Source organism: Janthinobacterium aestuarii (assembly GCF_051380835.1).
GTDB lineage: Bacteria > Pseudomonadota > Gammaproteobacteria > Burkholderiales > Burkholderiaceae_D > Janthinobacterium > Janthinobacterium aestuarii.
The window spans coordinates 262,931-276,220 of sequence record NZ_JBNYXU010000003.1; the positions used below are offsets into that span (position 1 = coordinate 262,931).

The 13,290-nt window shown below is 57.0% G+C and carries 19 protein-coding genes and 2 pseudogenes; 15 read left to right on the forward strand and 6 right to left on the reverse strand.

Annotation, left to right across the window (positions count from 1 at the left end; genetic code table 11):
• Positions 1 to 48: 48 nt before the first annotated feature.
• Together ACQ4WO_RS10720 and ACQ4WO_RS10725 are read right to left on the reverse strand one after the other, a co-directional pair.
• Positions 49 to 420, reverse strand: coding sequence for a hypothetical protein (locus tag ACQ4WO_RS10720; protein WP_436481376.1), 372 nt, complete (start codon positions 418 to 420; stop codon positions 49 to 51).
• Between the two features lie 56 nt (positions 421 to 476).
• Complete coding sequence (locus ACQ4WO_RS10725; protein WP_436481378.1) at positions 477 to 674, reverse strand: hypothetical protein; 198 nt, start codon at positions 672 to 674, stop codon at positions 477 to 479.
• Between the two features lie 192 nt (positions 675 to 866).
• Between ACQ4WO_RS10725 and ACQ4WO_RS10730 the strand changes: the two genes are divergently transcribed.
• The 4 genes and pseudogenes from ACQ4WO_RS10730 (at position 867) to ACQ4WO_RS10745 (ending at position 4,428) form a co-directional block, all read left to right on the forward strand.
• Positions 867 to 1,397 (forward strand): hypothetical protein, encoded by a 531-nt coding sequence (locus tag ACQ4WO_RS10730; protein ID WP_436481379.1) that lies wholly within the window; start codon positions 867 to 869, stop codon positions 1,395 to 1,397.
• Positions 1,394 to 1,828: a helix-turn-helix domain-containing protein gene (locus tag ACQ4WO_RS10735; RefSeq protein WP_436481380.1), complete on the forward strand. Its 435-nt coding sequence runs from the start codon at positions 1,394 to 1,396 to the stop codon at positions 1,826 to 1,828. Before ACQ4WO_RS10730 ends, ACQ4WO_RS10735 begins: the two co-directional genes overlap by 4 nt.
• Positions 1,825 to 2,862 (forward strand): annotated as a pseudogene (locus ACQ4WO_RS10740) (DNA cytosine methyltransferase); the annotation flags it as partial. The gene ACQ4WO_RS10735 and the pseudogene ACQ4WO_RS10740, both read left to right, overlap by 4 nt.
• Before the next feature lie 1,137 nt (positions 2,863 to 3,999).
• Positions 4,000 to 4,428 carry a DNA cytosine methyltransferase gene (locus tag ACQ4WO_RS10745; protein ID WP_436481688.1) on the forward strand — a complete coding sequence of 143 codons (429 nt, stop codon included), beginning with the start codon at positions 4,000 to 4,002 and terminating at the stop codon, positions 4,426 to 4,428.
• Positions 4,429 to 4,430: 2 nt separating this feature from the next.
• On the opposite strand, the gene ACQ4WO_RS10750 is transcribed toward ACQ4WO_RS10745, so the two are convergent.
• Complete coding sequence (locus tag ACQ4WO_RS10750; protein WP_436481382.1) at positions 4,431 to 5,102, reverse strand: hypothetical protein; 672 nt, start codon at positions 5,100 to 5,102, stop codon at positions 4,431 to 4,433.
• Positions 5,103 to 5,317: 215 nt separating this feature from the next.
• On the opposite strand from ACQ4WO_RS10750, the gene ACQ4WO_RS10755 reads away from it, so the two are divergent.
• Positions 5,318 to 5,548, forward strand: a complete 231-nt coding sequence (locus ACQ4WO_RS10755; RefSeq protein ID WP_436481383.1) for a hypothetical protein — start codon at positions 5,318 to 5,320, stop codon at positions 5,546 to 5,548.
• Positions 5,545 to 5,847 carry a hypothetical protein gene (locus ACQ4WO_RS10760; protein ID WP_436481385.1) on the forward strand — a complete coding sequence of 101 codons (303 nt, stop codon included), beginning with the start codon at positions 5,545 to 5,547 and terminating at the stop codon, positions 5,845 to 5,847. The genes ACQ4WO_RS10755 and ACQ4WO_RS10760 overlap by 4 nt, the downstream gene beginning before the upstream one ends.
• Positions 5,848 to 6,084: 237 nt before the next feature.
• On the opposite strand, the gene ACQ4WO_RS10765 is transcribed toward ACQ4WO_RS10760, so the two are convergent.
• On the reverse strand, positions 6,085 to 6,792 hold the full coding sequence (locus ACQ4WO_RS10765; protein WP_436481386.1) for a hypothetical protein: 708 nt from the start codon (positions 6,790 to 6,792) through the stop codon (positions 6,085 to 6,087).
• Positions 6,793 to 6,872: 80 nt separating this feature from the next.
• On the opposite strand from ACQ4WO_RS10765, the gene ACQ4WO_RS10770 reads away from it, so the two are divergent.
• The 7 genes from ACQ4WO_RS10770 to ACQ4WO_RS10800 all read left to right on the forward strand — a co-directional run bounded on the left by ACQ4WO_RS10770 (position 6,873) and on the right by ACQ4WO_RS10800 (position 9,644).
• Positions 6,873 to 7,322, forward strand: coding sequence for a nuclease domain-containing protein (locus ACQ4WO_RS10770; RefSeq protein WP_436481387.1), 450 nt, complete (start codon positions 6,873 to 6,875; stop codon positions 7,320 to 7,322).
• A gap of 189 nt (positions 7,323 to 7,511) precedes the next feature.
• Positions 7,512 to 7,949, forward strand: a complete 438-nt coding sequence (locus ACQ4WO_RS10775; RefSeq protein WP_436481389.1) for a hypothetical protein — start codon at positions 7,512 to 7,514, stop codon at positions 7,947 to 7,949.
• 156 nt (positions 7,950 to 8,105) lie between these two features.
• Positions 8,106 to 8,360 carry a hypothetical protein gene (locus tag ACQ4WO_RS10780; RefSeq protein WP_436481390.1) on the forward strand — a complete coding sequence of 85 codons (255 nt, stop codon included), beginning with the start codon at positions 8,106 to 8,108 and terminating at the stop codon, positions 8,358 to 8,360.
• Positions 8,357 to 8,629 carry a hypothetical protein gene (locus ACQ4WO_RS10785; RefSeq protein ID WP_436481392.1) on the forward strand — a complete coding sequence of 91 codons (273 nt, stop codon included), beginning with the start codon at positions 8,357 to 8,359 and terminating at the stop codon, positions 8,627 to 8,629. The genes ACQ4WO_RS10780 and ACQ4WO_RS10785 overlap by 4 nt, the downstream gene beginning before the upstream one ends.
• A gap of 13 nt (positions 8,630 to 8,642) precedes the next feature.
• Positions 8,643 to 8,774, forward strand: coding sequence for a hypothetical protein (locus ACQ4WO_RS10790; protein ID WP_436481393.1), 132 nt, complete (start codon positions 8,643 to 8,645; stop codon positions 8,772 to 8,774).
• A gap of 301 nt (positions 8,775 to 9,075) precedes the next feature.
• Positions 9,076 to 9,396, forward strand: coding sequence for an HNH endonuclease signature motif containing protein (locus ACQ4WO_RS10795; protein WP_436481395.1), 321 nt, complete (start codon positions 9,076 to 9,078; stop codon positions 9,394 to 9,396).
• Positions 9,396 to 9,644, forward strand: a complete 249-nt coding sequence (locus ACQ4WO_RS10800) for a hypothetical protein (RefSeq protein ID WP_436481397.1) — start codon at positions 9,396 to 9,398, stop codon at positions 9,642 to 9,644. The genes ACQ4WO_RS10795 and ACQ4WO_RS10800 overlap by 1 nt, the downstream gene beginning before the upstream one ends.
• Positions 9,645 to 9,690: 46 nt before the next feature.
• Here ACQ4WO_RS10800 and ACQ4WO_RS10805 read toward each other — a convergent pair whose 3' ends face one another.
• Positions 9,691 to 10,080: a hypothetical protein gene (locus ACQ4WO_RS10805; protein ID WP_436481399.1), complete on the reverse strand. Its 390-nt coding sequence runs from the start codon at positions 10,078 to 10,080 to the stop codon at positions 9,691 to 9,693.
• Between the two features lie 506 nt (positions 10,081 to 10,586).
• Here ACQ4WO_RS10805 and ACQ4WO_RS10810 point away from each other — a divergent pair.
• Together ACQ4WO_RS10810 and ACQ4WO_RS10815 are read left to right on the forward strand one after the other, a co-directional pair.
• Positions 10,587 to 11,129 (forward strand): hypothetical protein, encoded by a 543-nt coding sequence (locus ACQ4WO_RS10810; RefSeq protein WP_436481400.1) that lies wholly within the window; start codon positions 10,587 to 10,589, stop codon positions 11,127 to 11,129.
• Between the two features lie 294 nt (positions 11,130 to 11,423).
• Positions 11,424 to 12,648, forward strand: a pseudogene (locus tag ACQ4WO_RS10815) (IS3 family transposase).
• 86 nt (positions 12,649 to 12,734) lie between these two features.
• Here the strand turns inward: ACQ4WO_RS10815 and ACQ4WO_RS10820 are convergent.
• Positions 12,735 to 13,256: a hemerythrin domain-containing protein gene (locus ACQ4WO_RS10820; protein ID WP_436481401.1), complete on the reverse strand. Its 522-nt coding sequence runs from the start codon at positions 13,254 to 13,256 to the stop codon at positions 12,735 to 12,737.
• Between the last annotated feature and the right edge of the window lie 34 nt (positions 13,257 to 13,290).

The window sequence follows — 13,290 nt, forward strand, 5'->3', positions numbered from 1 at the left end:
CCACGCATTGCGGCTGACAGCGCGCTTTGCTCAGGTCGTTCAAGTCGGTCATGGCACCTCCGCAGGCGGCTCAATGCCGCGCCAGGCGTAGTAGGCCGGCAGATCACCTTGCGCAACGTACAGTTCTGGCGATCCATATTCGTAGGTCGCGCCGTATCGTGAGCCCGGGAATAAGAATGAAACAGTGCACTTCATTCCGCCGCCATCGTCGCGGGGCTCCAGCTTGGCGCCGTAGACGTGCACTGCCTTGATCGAGCAGCCGGGAAACTTCGCTTCAAACAGCTCAATCAAAGCAACCTTTGCGGCGCCGTTGGCTCGCCGCTCGGCATGGTTCCGCGCCTGGCAAGTCGAGCAGCAAAACACGTTCTGGCCCGACGCCACAGGAGTGCAGTTATCTGGATCGAAGTTCTCGTCGTCCATGTAGTCATCGATCTTGCGGCTGCAGTGATGGCATTCAAACCATCATCCATGCTCTATCAGCACGAGCGGCGGTACTGGCCCGCGGGCGCGTACTGGTCAAAATGAGGCCGGCGACGGCAGTGCTCCACCTCGCCAAACTCGCAGTCCAGCTCGCTTCCGCCCTCGCGCCGCGCTGCGGCGTTGTTGGTAGCGAAGACGATCACGCAATGGCCCTCGTTAGGCTCTCGCACCTCATAGGCAAGCAGGCGCTTCATGGCGTCACCCGCTTGAACGTAATGGCCCAGCACCACGCATTGGCATCCCAGTCGCCGCCTGTCGATTCCCACAGGTCGCGCCAGGCCGAGCGCTCGGTTGCGCGACCGCTAGCGCCAGACCCTTTGCACACGATGTCGTAGCGATCCTGCGATTCCGCTAGCGCTTCCATATCGATAACTGTGGTTGAGGCCATGCTCCCGTCGTTTTCGCTGTTCGATGCCGCAGCTCATGCCGAGCGCCTGGCACGCCAAAGGAAAATGTCCAATGCTGTCTGCGAGAAAATGCTCAGTGGCGCCCGCATGGAAGGGGTGATTGCTCTTGCTGCCAGCCATTTGCGTTTGGCGCTGTATGCAGCCGAAGTGATGAACTCCACAATGCAATATTTGGTTCGATTGTGGGGAATCGCAGTTGGTTGTGATGCTTCCGCTGCTCAAATCCTTTTCCTGCGGCTTGTTACTGATCAGCGCGTGACACACGCGCAGCTGATCTCGCACATGGCTGCTGGCGCCGTCAACGAGCTTCACCAACTGCGCGGCGCCGAACTGCCAGCCGACAAATTCATTGAAATGGCATTTCTCGCTCTCGACAATAACTTTGATGAGGCGGACATGCTGCTTTCCGTCACTGACGTGTGGAATTTTTGGCGTGAAATGGACGACAGTGCGCTTAATCTCGCACCGATTGAGGGCGTCGATACCGGATCTGGCGAGGTGGCATTGTGACTGGCCAAGCTGACAATCGCACGCGCCCGCCTGCTGGCGTAGCATCTATCCGCAATTCTGCCAACGCCGACCGCGCCGCCGATATTCTGGCAACGGTCAAGCGCTGTGGCGCCGCAACCATTGGCGATATCGCCCTGGACCTGACTCTTCACCGCGAAACCGTGCGCAAGCGCTTGGCCAAGCTGGTCAAGGCCGGCCACCTTGTGCTGATCGAGGCCGCCGCAACCCATTCGCGCGCCCTGTACGGCATGCCCGACTTGGACGACCAGGACGAATTCGACCTGTACCGCAATCGAAGCAGCAACTGGCCGCGCGGCGAGCACGGCCGCGATCCGTTGGTGGCAGCTATTTTCGGTGCACCCGTGACAATGACCACCTCCAGTCCGCCATGCGCTCATTTTGCACCTCAGTTTGTCGAGGTGCGCCCATGAAGCGCGACGTCTTCACCTTGTCCCTCGACTTGGGCAGCGAGCTCATTATCGACAATTTCGCCGGTGGCGGCGGGACCAGCATCGGCCTGGAGCAAGCATTCGGCCGCCCGGTCGATATCGCCATCAACCATGACCCCGAAGCGTTGGCCATGCATGCGGCAAACCACCCGCACACCACGCACCTGTGTGAGAGCGTATGGGACGTCGACCCGATCAAGGTCACAAACAATCGTCCCGTGGGCCTGGTCTGGCTGTTGCCAGATTGCAAGCATTTTAGCAAGGCCAAGGACGGCAAGCCCGTCGAGAAACGCATCCGTGGCTTGGCCTGGGTGACGCTGCGCTGGGCGGCTAAGTGCAAGCCGCGCGTCATCATGCTGGAAAACGTCGAGGAATTTAAGACGTGGGGCCCGCTGCTGGTCGAAGCTGACGGCACCGCCAAGCCGGACCCGGCCAAGAAGGGCAAGACGTTCGATTCGTTCATCCGCCAGTTGCGCGCCCACGGCTACACCGTCGACTACCGCGAAATGCGCGGCTGCGACCACGATACTCCCACCATCCGCAAGCGCTTCTTCCTGGTAGCGCGCCGCGACGGCATCGCCATCAAGTGGCCAGAGCCAACCCATGGCGCGCCGGACAGCATCGGCGTGCGCGCCGGCAAGTTGCTGCCGTATCGCACGGCGGCCGAGTGCATCGATTTCAGCCTGCCATGCCCGTCGATCTTCGAACGCGACCACCCGCTGGCGCCGGCCACGCTGCGCCGCATCGCCAAGGGCATCATGCGATATGTGGTCGATGCGGCCAATCCGTTCATCGTCGGCGCCGGCGGCCCGGCACGCGCTGGCGAGCCACGCCCGACGGCCAAGCCGTTCGGCACATTGCTGGCGCGCAACGACAGCTATTTCTGCGCACCCACTATCGTTCCGGTCACTCACCAGGGCGGCGACCGCACCGAATCCATCGGCGAGCCATTCCGCACCATCACTGGCGCACATCGCGGCGAGAAGGCGCTGGGCGTGGCCACGCTGGTGCAGGTGGGGTATGGAGAGCGGCCGGCGCTGTACCACTGCGAGGCCTGCGGCGACAAATTCCACGACCAGCACGCTACTGGCGTCGGCGGATTGGCGCCCGCCGAATGCCCGCGCTGCGGGGAAGAGGAAAACATCATGCTGTTGCAAGCGGCGCAGGAGCCGCGCGCGCTCGACATTGAAAAGCCGCTGGGCACGGTGGTGGGCGCGGCATCGAAGCATGCGCTGATCGAAGCCGAGCTTGCCCCGTTCGTCATGACCAATACCACTGGCCACCCTGGCGCTAGCGCCGACATGCCGGTACCGACGATCACCGCTGCCGGCAACCAGGCGCTGGTATCGGCGCTGCTGACCGGCGTCGGCGGCCGTGCTGGCCAGAGTCGCCCGCGCGGCGTTGACGAGCCGACAGCAACAGCCACGTCGAAGGCCGACGCGGCGCTGGTGACAGCCGTGCTGGTTGATGCCGCTCACGGCGAAGTGTCGCCCGGCGGCGTCAAGCGCTGGGGCACTGGTGCGCACGACGTCGAGGCGCCACCGGGTACCGTTACGGCCAGCGGCAACAAGGCCGTGGCCACCGCATTCCTGGCCAAACATTACACGGGCGTCGTCGGCTCCGACCTGACCGACCCTATCGATACAGTCACCGCATGCGACCACCACAGCCTGGTAACGGCATTCTTGACGGAGCACGCCAACGCGAGCAACCAGCGCGTGATGCCGGCCGACGAGCCGCTGCGCACGATATGCGCCCAGGTTAAGGGAGGCCATTTCAGCATGGTGTCGGCGCACATCACTAAATTCCGCACGGGCGCCACCGGCAGTCCCCTCGATGAACCCTTGCACACGGTCACTGCTGGTGGCCGGCAGGCCCGGCCCGGCACCGGCAATGCCATGGGCATCGTCACGGCAAATATGGAGCCGATCAGCCCTCAAGCGACGCTTTCATCGCAGGCGCCGGTCGAGCAGCAGGCCGCTGCATTCCGCACGATGCAAGAATGGGCTGACCGTGCTCGCAGCGAAGATGCCAGTGCCATAGCGGCGCATATCCAGCGCGACATGGGCGCCAGCGTGGGCCACGCCGCCGATGCGCCACTTGGCACGGTCACGGCAGGCGGTGGCGGCAAATCAGCGCTTGTCACCAGCAACATGATCAAGCTGCGCGGCACCAGCACGGCGGCAGGTACCGACGAGCCGCTGGGCACCGTCAGCGCCGGCGGCCAGCACCATGCCGAGGTGCGTTCATTCCTGCTGGCTTACTACGGTACCGACCAGTCCCAAGGCCTGGCCGACCCGCTGGCCACCGTCACCAGCCGCGACCGCTTCGGCCTGGTGACGATACACGGCCAGGACTATCAGATCGTGGACATCGGCTTGCGCATGCTGCAGCCGCGCGAACTGTTCCGGGCCCAGGGATTCCCTGACGATTACATCATCGGAGACGACCCGGCCCAGGGCCTGAAATTGACGAAGAGCGCCCAGGTGCGCATGTGCGGCAATTCAGTCTGCCCACCCATGGCGAAGGCGCTGATCCTCGCCAACTTCATGCATGAGCGCGAGATTGCGAGGGTGGCGTGATGCTATTCATCGGGCTCACCGTAGAGATCAAGTTGAGACGGCGCGACAGCGTGGGTCTGTGCAGCATCGTTCATCTGCCGCGCTATCACATTAACTCGATCGGCGAGATCTTCTACCCAGTCAAGCCAGACTCGCGCGGTAGACGGAGGAAGCGGGCGGCGCGGGTCTCCAGCTGTTTGCGCGTAGGCCGCAATGTCGCTTTTTACCATCGAAAATTGCGATTGGACGAATGCCAGTTTTGTTGCGCAATTATCGGACATGCTTTCGAGGGCGATCAGTTCTTCAGTGCTAGCCGGCTCATAGTCGATGTTTATAAATTTTGCCGCCACCTCATGCGGGCGCCCATGAGTCATTTCTTCCCATTCTGTGAAGATCAGTTCTCCCTGGAAGCAACTTATTTGATAGGCGAGTTTGTTCAACCGAGGCGCCAATGCAGCGGCCACTATAAACCCTCGCGCTGCCTCCTGTCGCGCGCGCCGTCGAGACTCCGAAGTGGCCAGCCAAGTCGTGCCCAGCAAGGTCCCCACAGTGCCAACTGCGGCGATCCAGTAAGCCCATTCTGCCGTATTGAGACCCGCATACAGACCAGTAGTTGTCAAGGCGCAGGTGAGCCCCAACGCAAACAATGGGTACCGGATAACCCTCGTTTTGAAATGATTGATTGTAATTGCCATAAGGAAATTCTAGCATGATCCCGGACCTATCGAGGACTACCCGCCAGCATTTGGCGAATCAGAAGGCGCCGGCATTCTCGCTGATCCGCCAGCGTTGCTCCTGCGGCAAACGTACCACCGCCAAGCAGCTGGCCTAGCGCGGCAAATGTGCAGCATGCGCGCTGGCGGCCGTCCGCGACGCGATCCTGCCTGGCGACTTCGCCAAGCTGCAGCACATGCTGGGCGCCGTGACGCAATACCCGAAATCCAAGTGGGGCTGGCGCAATTACTTTGCCGCTGGCAGCGGCCAGCAGCACGAGGCCATGCAGCGCCTGGTGGTTGCCGGCCTGGCCACGGCTGGCCGCGCTGCCAACGAAATGACTTATTTCCACGCTACTCGCCTGGGCTGTAAGGCTGCTGGACTCGACGGCGCTGGCGTCAAGCGCGCGATGGAGGATGCATCGTGAGCGAATTGACCTTTACCGGCGCCGAGATCGACACCCTTGTAGCACTCATCGAATGCGGCCCTTTGTCGCATGGTTACGAGCCGAGCAAATCTGCGCGCGACAGTCTGATCGAGCGTGGCCTGGCCGTGTCGATCGTCAACAAGCTTGAGGACGGCTGGACGGCCGCGACACTTGAAGGCCGCGATGCGTACAAGGCGCACTTCGGCACCGCGCTGGACGGCAAGGCGGACTCTATGCTAGAGGCCCACGCTGCGCGGCTGGCACGCCGCGCAATCCGTAGTGCTGGGAGTGCGCCGTGAGCCAATTGCCGTTATTGCGAAAGGAATTTCGCCATGAGTGAGAGGAATATTTTTTGTGCGTCAAATAGCCCGACCGAAGGAGCGGACGAACCAAACATTAGTTTGGGCTATTTGACGGGAACGCTTTATTTGGACTTCGTCGGCAGTGGTCTATGTACTGCTATACGACCAGGCGGAATCACTTCCGTCTTTACTGATCTCGTAGCCGGTGGTGGCGGTGGCGGCGGTGGTGGTGGCTTACTTGCCATTTGGGCTCCTAGGTGGTGGTGCGGAAGGGCGTCGGTCATCTCTCACGTGACGTGTGGGCGGCGGCGGCGGCGGGGGCGGTGCAGGCGGATGGGCGGCCATTTCAACTCCTTTCAGTGGGATGGAAGAAACAATATTCACTTCGATGGGTTTCGTGCGAAGCGATTTATCAAGTCCGCCAAAAAAGTAGCAGGCAAAAGTTATCGAGACAAACACAACTGCAACGATGAAGTACTTAATTGTGAAGTGATACCTGTACGAACGCTTTTCGTTAATGGCCGCATTTACGGTGGCGCAATCAATATATTTATCTCGAATGCATTTTTGCAAGGCTCCCTCTATCAAGGCAGCGCGTTTTTTTGCGGGTTGAGATGCGTACAGCGTGATGCACTGCTGGTGATAATCATGCCACTGACTGGCAAAGGAAATGAAATCGTAATTGTATCCCCATGCAGATTTAATGCAGTAGCCGGCACTGATGAGAATGAGCGCCGCTGCAATGCCGAAATTAATTTGGAAAGCAATGGTCCAGTTGCCAAGTTGATCCCTGTCCAGGTTTTGCACCATGAATCCCATGACGCCGATCACGGCTATCAGCATGGCAAGAGGGATTTGCAGCCGCGTCGTCATTTGCTCACGAGCCTCTATTTCGTGGAAATAGAGCTTTTCGTAGAAATCGAATCTGGCTTGATTATTCACGTTGTGGGTACTCGTTGCGCCACTGAAGGTCAAAAATTCTTCGGCGGCGGTTGTTTGAAGTTGCTTATTGGAATAATAACATGAAGACAAGCACGTTAAATAAAAGAAAAAAACCGCTGGCACGCACCCCATTCAAGCGCACCTCGCCCATGCCCACCACCGGCATGCTCTCCGTGCAGTCGCACCAGCGCACGGCGCCGAAGCGCAAGGCCGGCTTGAAGTCGAAAGGCCCTGTCCCGACGCCGATCCGGCGCGCCGCGCGCGGCCAGGACTGCACGCTCAATTTCCCCGGGATTTGCCATAACGACACAGCCACAACTGTGTGGGCGCATTCAAACCGATATTGCGACGGCAAGGGCGCGGGCTTGAAAGCGCGCGATGAAGAGGGCTGTTTCGCTTGCTTTTTGTGCCATTCGTGGCTGGACGGTGGATACGCGGGGAATATGGCGCGATCGGACGTTGACGCTCGATTTGATAAGGCTCGGATTACCAGCCAAGCCATTCTTAGGCAAAAAGGATTGATGAAATGAAAATAGTTAAAGGAACACGATGCGGCAAGTTGGTTGTGCTGCGGCTAATCAAACACCCAAAGAATCCAATAGCTGAATGTCAGTGTGATTGCGGGAAAGTTGTTACACGCCAACGGGGGTGGGCTTTCATCAGGCCGAACCACGTCATGTGGCTGCGAGAAAGCTAAAGCTGCCAGGTTGCAGGAAACAGTGCATGGCAAGGCCGGCACCGCCATCTATCACATCTGGCAAGCGATGCTTGCGCGTTGCTACCGAAAAAGTAACAAGGCCTTTAAAAACTATGGCGCCCGGGGAATTAAAGTCGAATGGGCAACGTTTGAAGCGTTTTACGCAGATATGGGTGATTGCCCTGAAGGGCTGACTTTGGAGCGGCGCGACACCAATGGGAACTACGGTCCAGGCAACTGCTTATGGGCAGACTGGACAGCGCAGGCTGAGAATAAGCGCACCTCCAAACGTTGGTCGGTAAATGGCGTGGAGTATTCCAGCTCGGCTGCAGCTGCGGCCGCGCTTGGTGTCGGTATGAGCACCATCAACAGGCGCACGAACGGCAGGATCGTTGATGGCAAGACTTACTCTCCAGCACCAGGTTACGAAAACAGGCTCGCGTATGACGATAAATCCTGACGTGCTCGACGGCCGGCGCCCGCGCCCGGCTGATCTGTCACTGGCTGGCCTTGAGGTCGCCTTTCGCGCGGCCGTGAACCGCACCCACGAAATTTTACGGTCGATGGGCCTGCTCGCTGCAGTTCCCAATGACCAAAAACAAAATATGGAACACACATGACGCGCATTAACTTCCGTGAATTCGTGCTGGGCGCCATGCCCGGCACCAAAGCCGATATCGTCATCAAGTCAGGCGTCAGCCAGGCGGCAGTGCTGCGCTGGATTCGCTTGCTGCACGCTGATCGCAAGATTTGCATCGCCAGTTGGAAGCCGCATCCGCGCGCCGGCGCGACCATGGCCGTGTATGCCGTCGGCAAGGGGAACAGGAAGGGAAGGAGACTCTTGTCGAGCAAACTCAGCTCGACCACGTGAAGACGATCTTCGCGTTCTGGCAAAAAGTCATGGACTCGCCCAAGTCGGTTCTGGACGAAAAACGCAAGCGCCTGATCGTCAAGGCGCTCAAGGGCTACTCGCCGGCCGACATCTGCAAGGCCATCCGTGGCTGCTCGAAGACGCCGCACAACATGGGGCAGAACGACGCCCAAACGAAGTACAACGACCTGGGCCTGATCCTGCGCGATGCCGACCACATCGACCGCTTCATCCGCAACGATGGCCGACGGTGCGCTGGAGGCGCATGAAGTGAAGGGGTACATGATGGAGGATGCAAATGTGAAGATTAAGGTTGCCGCCGATCTCTATCCAATCCGCTTTTTGATTGTCCGCGCCAAGCCTAAGCGCGAGGGCGGTGGTTGGAGAATTGAAGGGGGCGGCAATGGCGATTAATGCGGCTGGACTGGATGTGGCTGGATCCAATAACCCGCGCTGGAAGGGCGGCCTGATTAACAAAGAATGCGAAATATGCAAGACACAATACTCCGTGAAGCCAGTCCATGCGGCATCCCGTTTTTGTTCGCTTAAATGCGTTGGCATGTCGCAGCGTGGAAGGCATCTCACGCACGCACCGCTCAAGCGAACGGAGAAGCAATGCGAGGTATGTTTAGCCCCGTTTTCAGTGCCGACCAGTCACGCGAGGCGCCATCATTGTTGCTCCAAGATGTGCTCGTTCGCACGTCGATCGACGCTCATGAAGGGCAAGGACAATCCCAGTTGGTCCGGAGGGATGTCGCGCTTTCCCTATCCGTGGAATTTCCGTGAGATCAGTAAGGCGATCATCGAGCGAGACGGAGCTACTTGCAGAAACCCGACTTGCGCCGGCGTGGATTCCAGATTAACTACGCACCACATCAACTATGAGAAGCAGGATTGCAGGTCTGATAATTTAATCTGCTTGTGCTCAGCGTGCAATTCAAAAGCGAATTTTGGCCGAGAGGAGTGGAAGGTCTTTTATCAAAAGATGATGGCCGATAGAAAAATTGCTGGTGAATTGAAAACGGAGGAATTCTGATGGATGTGAACAAGAAACCGCGAAAGCGGCACATCTCGAAGCCTGCCGTGCTGCCGTCAGGCACGCACCGGGCTATGGCATTTGAAATGCCGGACTTCCAGTCCAGCAAGGTGATGGGTAAGGCTTATTTCCTTGGAAGGAGAGAAACTACTATATTTCGAAACAAATTTATCGATGTTAATTGTGCTGAGGCAATAATCGATAAAGAAAGCGATGCTTGTATAGATAATATTATTAAATTTGGCTGAGTGGTTACATAAAATCATTACTTGATTTTCGTACTGCTGGTGCTAATTAAGCGATTGCGAAACGCAATGTGCCGAGGCTGCGGACCTGGATCACGCCGTCCTGATTTACGAACGAGCGCACGCCCTCGGCGAGAATACTGTTATCAGTTTGGTAGGCTCCAGTCCAAACATCGTTAATGCAATATGGACGGCCGTCAGGACGAGAACTGCCGCCAAAACCGATGGTGAATGGTGCTACGCCATCCCTGCCTTGGCTCTTGTTAAACACCCATGCATAGTTGCCAACTTTACCTTCGGCGGTCAGTGGGCCGACAGGGCTATAGTTTGCGTTATACACGCCGGTGATGACGCCATTCGACGAATCGGCCGAACTTATTTTGAATGTGAAATTCTTATCTTCAGAAACATAGTTTCCCGGTACAGGTACATTGCTCATGATAAATTACCTTTCAATGTAAAAGAAAATAAATGTAACGACTCAGCTGAGAGGAATGCTACACCTCTTGTTGTGGAAAAAAACATTTTTCAAAATAATTTTATTTGAACTCGATATGCTTCTGAAAATGTCACGCAAATACTCGCTTTGTCACCAATTATAACTGTTAAAGTTTAATATTATGGCCAGCAGCGTGGGTAAATTCGGATGACACATTTTTGAACTATATTTTCCAGCGCCTGATGAGGTTCCCGAACGTTCTTGTTACCGGACATCAAGGTTTCTTTATGATAGTAGCGATGCGGGAAATTTCATCAACAACCTTCGAGAGTTTGTCCGCAATCCAGCTTGGCGCCGAGTGTGCGAACCTTGTGTCAGGTACATGTTGAGGTTTTTTTGTTTTAACTAAAGTTAGCGACACATAGCTTGCGCAGCTCCTGACGCTTACCTCTGCCAGGCTGCTGACATCGCATGCTACGATTGTCGAATTCGGACAGGAGTAGAGCATGGGATTTGCTGAAAAGTACATTGCGTCGATTGGATCGAGCAACCTGATGGACGACGCGCAGCACCACCAGACGGACCCGCTGGCCGCCGCGGCGCTGGCTGGCGATATCGGTGCGCTGCTGTGCCGCGTGAAGTACGCCGACGGCACGCTCAACCGAATGTTCGAGGGCAACCAGCAGAACCTGGCGCAGCTGCTGCGCATCTGGACGGTCGAGGTGATCCGCCGCGGCCAGATGCGGCGCTGGGTACCGGCGAACACGGCATGGGATGCTGCGGCGGCGCAGGCGCTTTACCGGCGCGTGGCCGAGAAGTCGCTGGCGCATTGGCTCGACAGTACCTGCAAGGGCTGCAGCGGCACCGGGGTCAAGGCGCTGCTGGGCAACGGCATCTGCACCAGCTGCAAGGGTTCCGGCGCCGCCGCTATTCACGGCACGGCCGGCCTGGAGTTGGAGCGCGTCAAGGATATGGTGTCCGAATTGAGTGCCATTGCCGACAGCCACTCGGGGCGCGCATCTGGCCTGTTGCGCGGCGGCGACCGATAGCGAAAAATATGCCGCGCCTGTGTTTACAAACAGTATTCCGTTGTATAATGCAGGCTCTTATTCAAGAAAACTCTTCCGGAAATCGTAATGTGCGCCTGGCGCCACCGATAGCTGGAACATGCGACAGTACCCAGACCCAGCGTCGTGTCTGCACGCCCTGAATTTGCCGCTCACCACGCGCTATAGTCGTGGGAGCAAGTCAAGCCCGACGCTCGCGCGATTCGGGCTTTTTTGTTTTCTGTGACCCATTCTGGAATAAGTTGACACTTTTTCGATACAGAGAAGGAGTGTCCGATGGAACAAGGATTTCGGCGCAGTCAGCGAGATTACAGCCTGGCTTTTACATTGAGCGTTGTGGAGCAGGTGGAAAAAGGCGAGCTGACGTACAAGCAGGCGCAAATGCGCTATGGAATACAAGGTCGGTCGACAGTTTTGGTATGGTGTCGCAAACACGGCCTGCAGGATTGGACGCATCCCAGGGGCCGAAGCCAACGGAGAGCGACCATGACAGACACACCGACCAAGCCACTGACGCCAGAGCAGCGCATCAAGGAGTTGGAACGCCAACTCAAGGAAGAAAAACAGAAATCCGCGCTGTTCGAGGCGGTCATCGACGTCATACGTGACGAATATGGCATCGTGGTAAAAAAGCCTTTAGGCAGGTCATCTCGCGCAAGCAAGTCCAAGGATTAAGCGTTGAGAAGGCCTGCCGCTGCATGGGCATTAGCCGCCAAGCATATTACCAAAGCCATCAGCGCGAACGGCAGTGCAAGGCGCGGGCACAAGCGGTCATGCAACTGGTGCAATCGATACGCTTGCGCCAGCCTCGTGTGGGGACACGCAAGTTGCACAGCATGCTGGGCGACGCATTTTCCCAGGCGAATATCAAGGTAGGGCGTGACGGGCTATTCGATATCTTGCGGCGGGAGCGATTGCTGGTGCAGCCGCAGCGGGCCTATCACAAGACGACGAACAGTCATCACCGGTTCCGGCGCCATCCCAATTTACTGAAAGCAGGACCGGATCAAGTGCTGGCGACACGAGCGGAGCAAGTATGGGTAGCCGACATCACTTATCTGCCGACCGCCGGCAAATTCGTCTATGTCAGTTTGGTAACGGATGCGTATTCGCGCAAGATCGTGGGCTACCACGTGCACGCGAGCCTGCAAACCGAAGAGGTCAGCGAAGCCCTGAAGATGGCCCTGCGAGCACGACGGCGCAAGACGCCGTTGATTCACCATTCTGATCGTGGCATTCAGTACTGCTCCACTTATTACCAAGAAATTCATCGTCGTCATGGACTGACTTGTTCCATGACGGATGGCTACGACTGCTATCAGAATGCGCTGGCCGAACGGATCAATGGCATTCTGAAAGGCGAGTTCTTGCTCAATCGGCCGGCAGACCTGAAGCAAGCGAGCAAATGGTGGCGCAATCGGTGCTGATCTACAATCAGGAACGGCCGCATACGGCCTTGCAATACAAAACGCCCGATGCGGTGCATCGGGCGTTTAGATAGCAATAAATACTGTCAACCTATTTTAGGACTGGACAGTGTGAAACCTCAATAGTAAGGCTGGGGGTAACGCTTCTACACTTAAGCTATCAATGTTGGCTAGGTTCCGGCAGTGTAATTTCTGTTTTCCTAGCAGCAATTTGTGCTCCTAACGAAGCTAAATCAAGTTTTGCATCGCGCGCTTGGGGGAACATTTCACCTTCCTCCTCCTTCACATGATGCTTGATTTGCTCAGATAGGACTTTTACCTTTGCGTCGTAAAGGTCTTCGCTGGGTTCCATTGCCAAAATTTGCGCAATCAGTTCTTTGGCGGACGCATGTTCGACGGTTGCTTCGTCGATAGTATCTGCATTTTTTCTATTCGCCTGGCGAACAGCGGGATAGAAAATTTCTTCCTCGGCGGTGGCATGTTTTGTAAGTTCAAGGCAAATTTTTTGTGCGAGTTTTTTTTTGCTTGCAAACGCCCGCTCGCTCAGTGATTCATACTGTTCGAAAAGGTCTTCGACGTTTCGATGGTCTTGGGTAAGAAGTTCGATTGCATCGATTTTGTCTTCACTCAAAACCGAATTCGAATTGTGACTGGCAGCTGCCTGAGTACGTTGGGTGGCCATGATTATTTCTCCAGGTAAAGAAAGGCGCACTTCT

Bases quoted from the DNA above. Each gene is read 5' to 3' on its own strand.
- ACQ4WO_RS10720 (WP_436481376.1), bottom strand. From the start codon at position 420: ATGGACGACGAGAACTTCGATCCAGATAACTGCACTCCTGTGGCGTCG.
- ACQ4WO_RS10725 (WP_436481378.1), bottom strand. From the start codon at position 674: ATGAAGCGCCTGCTTGCCTATGAGGTGCGAGAGCCTAACGAGGGCCAT.
- ACQ4WO_RS10730 (WP_436481379.1), top strand. From the start codon at position 867: ATGCTCCCGTCGTTTTCGCTGTTCGATGCCGCAGCTCATGCCGAGCGC.
- ACQ4WO_RS10745 (WP_436481688.1), top strand. From the start codon at position 4,000: ATGATCAAGCTGCGCGGCACCAGCACGGCGGCAGGTACCGACGAGCCG.
- ACQ4WO_RS10750 (WP_436481382.1), bottom strand. From the start codon at position 5,102: ATGGCAATTACAATCAATCATTTCAAAACGAGGGTTATCCGGTACCCA.
- ACQ4WO_RS10755 (WP_436481383.1), top strand. From the start codon at position 5,318: ATGCTGGGCGCCGTGACGCAATACCCGAAATCCAAGTGGGGCTGGCGC.
- ACQ4WO_RS10770 (WP_436481387.1), top strand. From the start codon at position 6,873: ATGAAGACAAGCACGTTAAATAAAAGAAAAAAACCGCTGGCACGCACC.
- ACQ4WO_RS10780 (WP_436481390.1), top strand. From the start codon at position 8,106: ATGACGCGCATTAACTTCCGTGAATTCGTGCTGGGCGCCATGCCCGGC.
- ACQ4WO_RS10790 (WP_436481393.1), top strand. From the start codon at position 8,643: ATGATGGAGGATGCAAATGTGAAGATTAAGGTTGCCGCCGATCTCTAT.
- ACQ4WO_RS10795 (WP_436481395.1), top strand. From the start codon at position 9,076: ATGAAGGGCAAGGACAATCCCAGTTGGTCCGGAGGGATGTCGCGCTTT.
- ACQ4WO_RS10800 (WP_436481397.1), top strand. From the start codon at position 9,396: ATGGATGTGAACAAGAAACCGCGAAAGCGGCACATCTCGAAGCCTGCC.
- ACQ4WO_RS10805 (WP_436481399.1), bottom strand. From the start codon at position 10,080: ATGAGCAATGTACCTGTACCGGGAAACTATGTTTCTGAAGATAAGAAT.
- ACQ4WO_RS10810 (WP_436481400.1), top strand. From the start codon at position 10,587: ATGGGATTTGCTGAAAAGTACATTGCGTCGATTGGATCGAGCAACCTG.
- ACQ4WO_RS10820 (WP_436481401.1), bottom strand. From the start codon at position 13,256: ATGGCCACCCAACGTACTCAGGCAGCTGCCAGTCACAATTCGAATTCG.